The following is a 10,552-nucleotide window of genomic DNA, read 5'->3' on the forward strand; positions in this document are numbered from 1 at the left end:
CCGGAAGCGAAAAACAGGCGCAGCCTGTCCAAAGGGTCGGCGGGCGGGCGACTTTGCGTCCAAGCCGCAAACAGTCCCGTTCCGGCGGCCCTCAGCGCTCCGCTTGAATCGATTCCAGGTATTCCGCCAGCGCCACCAGCTTGCGCGGCGTCGGTGTCGGTTTGCCGTCGCCACTGTCATAGGGCACCAGGTCTCCCTCCAGCAGCGCACCGAACTCCGGCATCCATGATGCAGACCGGTCCGACCGTGCATAGCCGTCGATGATCGACATCACCTTGGCCCGTGGAAAGACGTTGCCGTGGCGCACCTTGATCAACGTCAGGTTCTTCGGCGCGACACTCATGGCCCGCGCCATCTGTCCATCGCCCTTGCCATCCGCGCCATGACAGACCGCGCAATTTTCCATGAACAACGACCGTCCATCCGAAGGACCCGGCATCGCGGTTTCCTCGACGCAGCCCGCCAGCGCCAGTGCCGCCACCAGCCCGAGAGTCATTCTGACCATTCCTGCCCCTTTCATGCCTGCTCTCCCCGCTTCCTGCCAAAGCGCCAGCGCCTCGGCAAGCCCGTTCAGCCGTCGGCCTGCAGCCCCTCGACATGAGCCACCACGTCCAGCAGCCCCCTTGGGGTCATGATCACCTCGCCCGACGGCGCGCGCCACTCCACCACGGGGCCACCCAGTTCGGACGCGAACTCGGGCATCGAACCGCGGTGGAACTTGCCCGGGTAGCCGTGGATGGTTTCCATCACTTGTTCGGCGGGAAAGATGCCGCCGTTGGCCAGGGTCAATCCGGTCAGATCCGGCGGGGTCACGGGCAGGTCTGCGCCCAATGCGCCATCGCCAAGCCCCCTTGCCCCGTGGCACCCCGCGCAATTGGCCGCATAGATCCGTGCCCCCGGGTCCACCACGTCGACCCTGTCCTGGGACGGGCTGAACCAGCTCCGGCTCGTTCCCCCCTGTCCCGGCCAGAAAACCGCGCAGCCGGACAGCGTCATCAGCGCAACCCCGGCGAGTACCCTCATGTGCATGTCCCGCTCCATCTTCCTGTCCGGTTCATGGACTGCAAGTCCGCCCGGCGAACCGCCCCATCCCAAGGGCGCGTGACAGTGCCCGCGCCTCCGGTCATAGTCGCGCCGGAAAGACGGGAGGTCCACATGCTCGATCCTGCCACCGCGCAGCACCTGTTGAAAGAGAATTTCGCACCCTGGGTCCAGGCCCTGCAGCCGGAGATCACCGAGATCGGCCCCGATCAGGCGGTGCTGGAAATCCCCGTGCGCCCCGAGATCGCCCGCATGGGCGGCATCGTCTGCGGCCAGGCCCTGGCGACGCTGGCGGATACGGCGATGGTCTTTGCCTGTGCGGGGCGGCTGGGCCGGTTCGAGCCGGTGGCCACCACCAACCTCGAGACGCGTTTTCTCAGCGCGGCCCGCGGCGATGCCGTGCGCTGCACCGCCCGGGTGATCAAGGCCGGGCGGGCGATGATCTTTGCCGAGGCGCTGCTGATCCGGCTGCCGGACGCGGCCACGGTGGCCGCCGCCAGCGCCACCTTCTACCTGCCATCATGAAGGGATCCGGGATGACACAATACGCTGTGATCATGCTGCTGGCGGGAATCGGCATTCCCACGCTGGCCGCGCTCAATGCGGCGCTGGGACAGCGGCTCGGGTCTCCGGCGGCGGCGGCTGTGGTCCTGTTCTGCGTTGCGCTGCTGTCGACCGGGGCGGTCTGGGCACTGATGGGCGCCAAGGGCTTTGGCGGGCTGGCCTCGGCGCCCCGGCACCTGCTTCTTGGCGGCTGCCTGGTGGCCTTCTACGTTCTGTCCGTCACCTATATCGCGCCGCATTTCGGTGTCGGCAACGCGGTCTTCTTCGTGCTGATCGGGCAGCTCATCAGCGCGGCGGCGATCGACCATTTCGGGCTGTTCGGCGCACGGGTCTCTCCCCTGACCCTGACCCGGGCGACGGGTATCGCGGTCATGGCGCTGGGGGTCTGGATCACCCAGCGCGCCTGACCGCAGATCTCAGGCCCCGGCGAGAGACTGCAGCTGGTGCCAGAGGGCATCGGGGACGTCGATTGCCTCCTGCACGGCCCGGCCCGCGCCGGGCATTCTCGCGCCCTCGTCCTGCGTGACCACCCGGCCCAGCTCTGCCAGCCGGTCGTAGAACGCCCCCTGCCCCGGATCGATCAGCAGGAAGTACTGGCCAAGATCATGCGGCGCGCCTTCTGGCGCCTTGAGCGGGGCGACTTCCGAGCTCAGCACTCCGCCGCCCAGACAGGCGGCGAGGATCTCGGCCATCAGGCCAAAGCCCCAGCCCTTGTAGCCTCCGGCACTGGTCAGCGACCCGGTCAGCGCCGCCTCGGGGTCGGTTGTTGGCCGCCCCTCCGAATCGACGGCCCAGCCCTCGGGGATGGGACGGCCCGCCGCCTTGGCCATCGTGATATGGCCCAGCGCCACGGTCGTGGTGCTCTGGTCGAACATCATCGCCACGCCGCCCTGGCCGTCGGGCACGGCAAAGGCGATGGGATTGGTGCCGATCACGCGGGTCTTGCCCCCCGGCGCGGCCACGATGGGCGAGGCATTGGTCAGCCCCAGCCCAAGCGCACCACCCCGAGCGATCTGTTCGGTGAAATAGCCCAGCGCGGTACATGTATGCGCGTGATGCAGGGCAAGGCTGACCACCCCCGTCTCATGCGCCGCCTCCAGCGCCAGCGGCAGGGCCGCGGCAAAGGCGGGTTGGGCAAAGCCATGCGCGGCATCGACACGGATTTCCGAGGCACGCGGCCGGCTGATACCCGGCACCGCGCGGCCATCGACCCGCCCCGAAGTCAGCTGCTGGCAATAGCTTTCCAGGTAGTAAAGGCCACAGATACGGTTCCCGCGCGCCTCGGCCCAGGCGATGGCGCGGGCCATTTCCGCGGCGATGGCCGGACCGGCGCCATGCATGGCCAGGGCGGTTTCTGAAAGGCGCTGGATTTCGGCAACGGAAATTTCGGGCATGAAGGGCTCCTGCGTGTTTGGCAGGACCCTAATCCGCGTTGACCGAAACGAAAAGAGAGGGGTCAGAAGCGGTCAAAGCGCTGTTCATGGCGGCGTCGCGCCAGCTCCAGCCGGGTGATCAGGTGGTTGAGAAGAACCGCGACGATCAGGACCGGCCCCAGGCCCCACCACGACCACAGCAGAACAAAGACCCAAAGCAAGTTGACGAAGATCAAGACCATGTTGGCGGAGGTGTAATCCTCGACCGGTTGCGGGTGACGGTTCTCCATCGCGGTGCCTCCTGCCTGCGGCTGCATGCAGGCAAGAGTTTAGCGCATCCGGCCTGCAAGTCAGGTCAGGAATCCGCGATCCGTTGAATTTCCGGTTAATGCGCGCCGTTTCGCCTAGGCGGAGACGGTTTCCCGCGCAGCGGCCAGCGCGGCCGGCAAGGTCTCTTCCAGAACCGCCAGGTCCTCGGACCGACCGGCGCTGATGCGGATACAGCGGTCCTGCGGCGCCACAAAGGGCATGCGGACAAAGACCCCGCGGTCGATCAGTCCAGCCAGCACCGCGCGGGCAAAATCCCCGTCGCGCCCGCAATCCACGGCAACGAAATTCGTGGCCGACGGCAACGTGGTCAGCCCGTTCGCCTCGGCGATGCGGGCAATCTCGCCCCGCGCGTCCTCGGTCAGGCGCAAGACCTCTTCGAGCCACTCGGTGTCCTGCAGGGCCGCCAGCGCCCCGGCCAGCGCCATCCGGTTCATGCCGAAATGGTTGCGGATCTTGTCAAAGGCACGGATCACCGGCGCGGCCGAGATCGCATAGCCGATGCGCGCACCCGCCATGCCATAGGCCTTGGAAAAGGTGCGCAGGCGCACGACCCGGTCGTCTTCGGGGTCGATCCGGGGCGCGGTGCCCTCGGGCGCGAACTCGATATAGGCCTCGTCCAGGGCCAGCACGCAGCCATCGGGGAGCGTATCCAATGCCGCCTCGATCGCAGCGCCTGAATGCCAGCTGCCCATCGGGTTGTCGGGGTTGGCAAGGTAGATCAGCTTGGCGTCGACCTCCGCCGCCTTCTCGATCAGCCCGCCCAGGTTCTCGTGATCGCCGGCATAGGGGATCTTATGCAGCACGCCGCCATAGCCGTTCACATGGTAGTTGAAGGTCGGATAGGCGCCGTCGGAGGTCACGACCGTGTCGCCCGGCGCCACCAGCAGCCGGACGAGATAGCCCAGCAACCCGTCGATCCCCTCACCAATCAGGATGTTTTCCGCAGCACAGGCCATTTTCGCAGCCAGCGCGCCCTTGAGATCCAGATGCGAGGGATCGGCATATTTCCAGACCTCGGCGGCCTCGTCCTGGATCGCGGCAATGGCAAAGGGGGACGGGCCGAAAACGCTTTCGTTGGCACCAAGGCGGGCCTTGAACAGGGCACCGCGGGCGCGCTCCTGTACCTCGGGCCCGACGAAGGGCACGGTTTCAGGCAGGGCGGCGATCAGGTCAGGGTAACGAGGTCCGGTCATGGCGCATTTATGAACCGCGCGTGGCCCGCGTCAACGCATGAATTTGCGCCGCGCGTCACGAGCGATTTCATAGCGCATCTGCAAGTCCGCGATACGGGCCATGAGGCGCTTCTTCTCGTCAGGATCGGTTGCGGCCTGCCAGTCGGCACGAGCGGCATCCATCTGTGCCTTCAGGCCCACTTCCTCTGGCAAGGCTCCGGCCTCCGCCATGATGCGATAGCCCACCGCCTCACCCGGGTCGATCAGCGCATCGCCGGGGCGATGTGGCAACGGCCTGCCCTCGCCTTCGAGGTTCTTCAGCTTGCCTTCCGCCTCGGCCTTGCGGATCTGCGCCTCTGTCAGACGATCAAAGTTTGGCATCGGGCAGCTTCCCCCTTGTCACAAAGCCAGGATAGACCTGCGGCGCCCCGCTCACAAGTGCCGCCACAGCTTGACCCCGGCGGGGCAAAAGGCCAGTTTCCGCCGCGAGCAGGACAAGAAAGATCGCCGATGACGCGCCAGCCGCCGCCCTTCGCCCTTTTCGAATGGATGATCGCCTGGCGCTATCTGCGCGCCAAGCGCGCCGAAGGTGGCGTCTCTGTCATGACCTGGATTTCCCTCATCGGCATCACGCTTGCGGTCTTTGCGCTGATCGCGACACTGGCGGTCCGGTCGGGGTTCCGGGCGGAATTCGTCGACACCATCGTGGGCGCCAACGCCCATGTCACCGTCTACCACATCCAGCGCACCGGCGAGGACGGGCAACCGACCCGCACCCTGCCCGACCACGAGGCAATGGCCGAGCGCGTGCGCGAGGTTCCCGGCGTGACCCGCGTGGCCCCGCTGGTCAAGGGCCAGGTCATGGCCACAGGCAAGGGCCGAAACGCGGGTGTCGAGGTCTTCGGCATCGCAGAGGCCGACCTGATCGAGATCCCACGCATCGCCGACATGGAAACCGGCATCGGCAATATCGTGGATTTCGACACGGGGATCGCCATCGGGTCGGGCGTGGCGCAGATGCTGGGCGTGGGACTGGGCGACACGATCGACCTGATCTCTCCCAACGGGGTCAAGACGCCGTTCGGGGTCAGCCCCAGGGTCAAGAGCTACCCGGTCACCTATATCTTTACCGCCGGGCGCTATGACATCGACCGGACGCGGGTCTACATGCCCTTCGAAGAGGCGCAACTGTATTTCAACCGCGAGGGCGTGGCGGACGAACTGGAGATCACCGTCGAGGACCCCGAACAGGTCGAAAGGTACACCCGCGCCATCGGCCAGGCGGCGGGCACCGGCGCGCTGGTCTGGACATGGCAGGATGCCTCTGGCGGTTTCCTGCGGGCGTTGGACATCGAAGACAACGTGATGTTCGTGATCCTCTCGGTGCTGGTTCTGATCGCGACGATGAACATCGTTTCGGGCCTGATCATGCTGGTCAAGAACAAGGGCCGCGACATCGGCATCCTGCGTACGATGGGACTGACCGAGGGATCCGTGATGCGGGTCTTCTTCATTTGCGGTTCCTTCACCGGGCTGATCGGGACGGCGCTGGGTGTGCTTCTGGGCTGCCTCTTCGCCATCTACATCGACCCGATCTTTGCCGCCGTGAACTACCTGTCGGGGGGCGGGGTCTGGGATCCGTCGATCCGGGGCATCTATGCCCTGCCCGCGGAACTGCACCTGAAGGATGTACTGTCTGCCGTAGGCCTGTCGCTGGGGCTGAGTTTCATCGTCACGATCTTTCCGGCCCGACGCGCGGCCCGGATGAACCCGGTGGAGGCGCTGCGCTATGAGTGACACGGTCCTGCGCCTGACGGGCATCGAGAAGAGTTACAACAAGGGGCTGCCTAACGAGGTGCAGGTCCTGCGCGGCATCGACCTGGAAGTCACCCGTGGCGAGGTCGTGGCATTGGTGGCCCCCTCTGGTGCGGGCAAGTCGACGCTTCTTCATATCGCCGGACTGCTGGACACGCCGGACGCCGGCACCGTCGAGATCGGGGGCGAAGAGATGCAGGACCGCAGCGACCGGCGCCGCACGGCGGTCCGGCGCGCGGATGTGGGCTTTGTCTACCAGTTCCACCACCTGCTGCCCGAGTTCACGGCGCTGGAAAACATCGTGCTGCCGCAGCTGGCCAACGGCGTGCCCCGCGGTGCCGCCGAAGACCGGGCGCTGGCCCTCCTGGACAGCGTCGGCGTCAAGGACCGCGCCGCCCACCGGCCTGCGGCCCTGTCGGGCGGCGAACAGCAACGGGTGGCCTTTTGCCGGGCGATGGCCAATGCACCGCGCCTGTTGCTGGCGGACGAACCGACGGGCAACCTTGATCCCTCGACCTCGGACCGGGTGTTCGGCGCGCTGATGACGCTGGTGCGCGAAACCGGGCTGTCCTGCCTCATCGCCACCCACAACCTGGACCTGGCGGCCAGGATGGACCGGCAGTTGCGGCTGGACGCCGGCGGGTTGCAGGCGGAGTGATCCGCCTGCCCCGGGAATATCAGGGACAGGTCGCGCTGTTTACTCCGTGACGACCTTGACCGCCGCCTCCACCGCCCCGGCTCCATGCGGGATATCCAGCGCCGTCAGCCCCGCCTCGACCGTGCCGATCAGGCCGAGGATGCCGTGCGCGTTCACATGCCCCATGTGCCCGAAACGGAAATAGCCCGAGCCGGTGGGATCGTCCGGATCCCCCACCCGCAGCCCCACACCCAGCACCAGCCCAGCTTCCTCGCGGCACCACTCCCGCAAACGGTCGCCCAGAGGGGCGCCCAGTTGTGCCGCCGTCACCGCATGCGAACGGTGCGCGCGATCCGGCACGTTCAACCGGAACGGCCCGTCCGCGGCCCAGGCCTCGCCCGCCGCCCAGATCGCCTGCGCCAGCCGGGCATGACGCGCCCAGACCGCCTCGATCCCCTCTTCGCGGATCATGTCCAGCGCGGCGCGCAGGCCATAGAGGTGATGCGTGGGCGCGGTGCCGCCAAAATACTGGTAGAACATCGCCGGGTCCGCGCGCGGTCCCCAATCCCAATAGCGCGAGACACGCGGCATGGCACGCCGCACCTCTGCCGCACGGGCGTTGAAAAAGACAAAGCCCAGCCCGGGCGGCACCATCAGCCCTTTTTGAGAGCCGGTCACCATCACGTCGGCGCCCCAGGCATCCATGCGAAACTCGTCACAGCCCAGCGAGGCGATACAGTCGACCATCAAGAGCGCCGGGTGTCCGGTCTCGTCCAGTACGGCGCGCAACGCGGCGATGTCCGACCGCACGGAAGACGAGGTATCGACATGCACCGCCAGCACCGCCTTGATGCGCTGGCCCTTGTCCGCCAGCAGGGCGGCGCGGACCCGCTCCGGGTCAATCGGTGCCGTGCGACCGTGGTCAATGATCTCGACCTCGGCGCCCAGCCCCTGGGCCATCTCGGCCCAACCGTGACCGAAGGCACCGGTGGTGGGCGCAAGCACCGCCTCGCCCGGGGCCACGGTGTTCGACAGGGCCGCCTCCCAGGCGCCGTGGCCGTTGCAGATGTACATCGCCACCTGTCCGTCCGTCTGCGCCACATAGGCGAGGTCCGGCACGATACCGGCGACCATCTGATGCAGCTCCGGCGAATAGATGTCGGGCGCCGGGCGGTGCATCGCCTGCAAGACGCGGTCGGGCATCATCGACGGCCCCGGCAGGGCCATGTGGGGACGGCCGTTGGACAAGGGCATGGGCGACTCCTGTAACTGTGCGGCGCGACGTTAACGGGCGGCGCCCTGCCGTCAATATCTGCCCTTGCTGGACAGGCCGCGGAATGCCGCGTAAACCGCGCGCCTGAACGTCGGGGATCCTATCGCGTATGCTGGCAAAACTCTGGAGCAGACTGGACGCGGCCGAACGCCGCCTGCGCCATTCCTTCGGGCGGGACATTTCGACCCCCTCGGCGCGGCGCTGGTCTTCCCTGCACTACAACCTCTTCGACCATGCTTTCCTGCGGGTGTTCTGGACCAACTTCTTCCAGATCGCGCCGGGGGTCTATCGCTCGAACCAGCCAACTCACCGGCGGTTCGAACGCTATGCCGCGATGGGGATCCGCACGGTGGTCAACCTGCGCGGAGAGGACAAGCACGCACATTACCTTTTTGAAAAGGAAAGCGTCGAAGCCCTTGGCATGACCCTGGTCAATGCCAAGCTCTGGGCGCGCGAAGCGGCCCCCCGCAAGAGGATCATCGGCGTCATCGACGCCCTGCGGGCGGCGGAACGGCCGATGATGTTCCACTGCAAGTCCGGCGCCGACCGGGCCGGGTTCGTGGCCGCCATGTACCTGCTGGTCTTCGAGAACGCCCCCATCGCCGCAGCCAAGAAACAGCTTGGCCTCCGCTACATGCATCTGGATTTCACCAAGACCGGGGTGCAGGACTATGTTCTGCGGGTCTTCGAGGCGCGTCAGGAGCTCGGCGAAATCGGCTTCGAGGACTGGATCAGGACCGAGTACCAGGCCAAGGCGATCCAGTCCGCGTGGGAGGCACGCCGCCCCGAAATTGACTGCGCGCGGGAGTTGATGGGTGGCTAGGCCAAAGGGCGAACCCAACCGAAAGGGCCTGTTTCTCTGGCTCTGGCGGCGCTACCTGAAACGCTATGCCGGGCTGATGGCGCTGGCGATGGTCTTCATGTCCATCGAGGGCAGCATGTTCGGCCTGCTCAGCTACATGATGAAGCCGATGTTCGACGATGTCTTTGTCGGCGGCAATTCGGATGCGCTGGTCTGGGTCGGGCTGGCGGTCATGGCGATCTTTTTCGTGCGGGCCGTGGCCAGCGTGGTGCAGAAGGTGCTGCTGACGCGGGTCTCGCAGATGTCGATGGGCGACATTCGGCAGGACCTGCTGGAACACCTGATGCGACTGGACCCCGGGTTTCACCAGGAACACGGCCCCGGCTACCTGATCCAGCGGGTCGAAGGCGACGTGAACGCGATTGCCAAGGTCTGGAACACGCTTGTCACCGGCGCCGGGCGTGACGTCGTCGCGCTGATCTCTCTTTTCGGCGTGGCGCTGGCGATCGACTGGCGCTGGACGCTTGTGGCCTTGATCGGCGCGCCGCTGCTGGTCTTTCCCTCGGTGTTGTTGCAGCGTTTCGTGCGCGGCAACGCGCGCGAGGTCCGCGATATCGCCGCGCGCCTGTCGACCCGCCTGAACGAGGTCTTTCACGGCATCACCCCGGTCAAGCTCAACCGGCTGGAAGGCTGGATGGCCGGGAAATACCGCCACCTGACACGGGCCCGCATCCGGGCCGAGACGCGCAGCGCCGCCGGGCAGGCCTCGCTGCCCGGGTTGATCGACCTGATGTCGGGGATCGGCTTTGTCGGCGTGCTCTGGTTCGGCGGCGGAGAGATCCTGGCCGGCGAAAAGACCGTGGGCGATTTCATGGCCTTCTTCACCGCGATCGGCCTGGCCTTTGAACCGCTGCGCCGGCTGGGCGCCGTGTCCGGCGTCTGGCAGGTGGCCGCGGCCTCGATCGAGCGGATCATCGAGATGCTGGAAACGCGGCCCGCCATGCGTGATCCGGACAGCCCCCTGCCCCCGCCCGAGGGCGTCCCCGGGATCAGCCTGCGGGACGTCGACCTCAGCTATGGCGAGGCACAGGTCCTGCGCGGCCTGACGCTTGAAGCGGCACCGGGACAGACCACGGCGCTGGTCGGTGCTTCCGGCGCAGGGAAATCGACGGTCTTCAACCTGCTGACCCGCATGGCCGACCCGCAGGCGGGCACGGTGGACATCGGGGGCGTGCCGGTGTCCGCGCTGCGGCTGGACGATCTGCGCGGCATGATCTCTGTCGTCAGCCAGGAGGCGCTGCTCTTTGACGAGAGCCTGCGCGACAACATCGTGCTGGACCGCGAGGTGCCCGAGGCAGAGCTGCAACAGGCGCTGGATGCGGCCCATGTCTCGGACTTCCTGCCCCGGCTGGAGTCGGGCCTGGACACGCAGGTCGGCACGCGTGGCTCTCGCCTGTCCGGTGGTCAACGGCAGCGTGTCGCCATTGCCCGGGCCCTGCTGCGTGACACCCCCGTGCTGCTTCTGGACGAGGCGACCAGCGCGCT

At 66.8% G+C, this 10,552-nt stretch carries 13 protein-coding genes; 6 read left to right on the forward strand and 7 right to left on the reverse strand.

What is annotated here, in order from left to right; all coding sequences use genetic code 11:
• Nucleotides 1-91: 91 nt before the first annotated feature.
• Nucleotides 92-496: a c-type cytochrome gene (locus PVW46_RS16575; RefSeq protein ID WP_308421262.1), complete on the reverse strand. Its 405-nt coding sequence runs from the start codon at nucleotides 494-496 to the stop codon at nucleotides 92-94.
• A gap of 74 nt (nucleotides 497-570) precedes the next feature.
• Nucleotides 571-1,023, reverse strand: a complete 453-nt coding sequence (locus PVW46_RS16580; protein WP_157923330.1) for a c-type cytochrome — start codon at nucleotides 1,021-1,023, stop codon at nucleotides 571-573.
• Nucleotides 1,024-1,155: 132 nt separating this feature from the next.
• On the opposite strand from PVW46_RS16580, the gene PVW46_RS16585 reads away from it, so the two are divergent.
• On the forward strand, nucleotides 1,156-1,566 hold the full coding sequence (locus PVW46_RS16585) for a PaaI family thioesterase (RefSeq protein WP_043146309.1): 411 nt from the start codon (nucleotides 1,156-1,158) through the stop codon (nucleotides 1,564-1,566).
• A gap of 11 nt (nucleotides 1,567-1,577) precedes the next feature.
• Nucleotides 1,578-2,012, forward strand: coding sequence for a DMT family transporter (locus PVW46_RS16590; protein WP_043146304.1), 435 nt, complete (start codon nucleotides 1,578-1,580; stop codon nucleotides 2,010-2,012).
• 9 nt (nucleotides 2,013-2,021) lie between these two features.
• Here PVW46_RS16590 and PVW46_RS16595 read toward each other — a convergent pair whose 3' ends face one another.
• From PVW46_RS16595 to PVW46_RS16610, 4 genes are all read right to left on the reverse strand, one after another.
• Nucleotides 2,022-2,999, reverse strand: a complete 978-nt coding sequence (locus PVW46_RS16595; RefSeq protein ID WP_069210133.1) for an Ldh family oxidoreductase — start codon at nucleotides 2,997-2,999, stop codon at nucleotides 2,022-2,024.
• A 62-nt stretch (nucleotides 3,000-3,061) separates the two neighbouring features.
• Nucleotides 3,062-3,268: a hypothetical protein gene (locus PVW46_RS16600; protein WP_043146299.1), complete on the reverse strand. Its 207-nt coding sequence runs from the start codon at nucleotides 3,266-3,268 to the stop codon at nucleotides 3,062-3,064.
• A 114-nt stretch (nucleotides 3,269-3,382) separates the two neighbouring features.
• Nucleotides 3,383-4,501 (reverse strand): pyridoxal phosphate-dependent aminotransferase, encoded by a 1,119-nt coding sequence (locus PVW46_RS16605; protein ID WP_069210132.1) that lies wholly within the window; start codon nucleotides 4,499-4,501, stop codon nucleotides 3,383-3,385.
• 30 nt (nucleotides 4,502-4,531) lie between these two features.
• Nucleotides 4,532-4,861 (reverse strand): DnaJ family domain-containing protein, encoded by a 330-nt coding sequence (locus PVW46_RS16610; RefSeq protein WP_043146295.1) that lies wholly within the window; start codon nucleotides 4,859-4,861, stop codon nucleotides 4,532-4,534.
• A 129-nt stretch (nucleotides 4,862-4,990) separates the two neighbouring features.
• Between PVW46_RS16610 and PVW46_RS16615 the strand changes: the two genes are divergently transcribed.
• Both PVW46_RS16615 and PVW46_RS16620 read left to right on the forward strand, forming a co-directional pair.
• Nucleotides 4,991-6,277, forward strand: coding sequence for a lipoprotein-releasing ABC transporter permease subunit (locus tag PVW46_RS16615; RefSeq protein WP_069210131.1), 1,287 nt, complete (start codon nucleotides 4,991-4,993; stop codon nucleotides 6,275-6,277).
• Nucleotides 6,270-6,953, forward strand: a complete 684-nt coding sequence (locus tag PVW46_RS16620) for an ABC transporter ATP-binding protein (protein ID WP_069210130.1) — start codon at nucleotides 6,270-6,272, stop codon at nucleotides 6,951-6,953. The genes PVW46_RS16615 and PVW46_RS16620 overlap by 8 nt, the downstream gene beginning before the upstream one ends.
• 39 nt (nucleotides 6,954-6,992) lie before the next feature.
• Here PVW46_RS16620 and PVW46_RS16625 read toward each other — a convergent pair whose 3' ends face one another.
• Nucleotides 6,993-8,186 (reverse strand): pyridoxal-phosphate-dependent aminotransferase family protein, encoded by a 1,194-nt coding sequence (locus PVW46_RS16625; protein WP_069210129.1) that lies wholly within the window; start codon nucleotides 8,184-8,186, stop codon nucleotides 6,993-6,995.
• Nucleotides 8,187-8,314: 128 nt separating this feature from the next.
• Between PVW46_RS16625 and PVW46_RS16630 the strand changes: the two genes are divergently transcribed.
• Nucleotides 8,315-9,028 carry a phosphatase domain-containing protein gene (locus PVW46_RS16630; protein WP_069210128.1) on the forward strand — a complete coding sequence of 238 codons (714 nt, stop codon included), beginning with the start codon at nucleotides 8,315-8,317 and terminating at the stop codon, nucleotides 9,026-9,028.
• Nucleotides 9,029-9,104: 76 nt separating this feature from the next.
• Nucleotides 9,105-10,552, forward strand: a 1,448-nt coding sequence (locus tag PVW46_RS16635) for an ABC transporter ATP-binding protein (protein WP_274576706.1), incomplete at its 3' end; no start/stop codon positions are given.

The sequence above is a fragment of the Mameliella sp. AT18 genome, from assembly GCF_028807275.1.
Classification (GTDB): domain Bacteria; phylum Pseudomonadota; class Alphaproteobacteria; order Rhodobacterales; family Rhodobacteraceae; genus Antarctobacter; species Antarctobacter albus.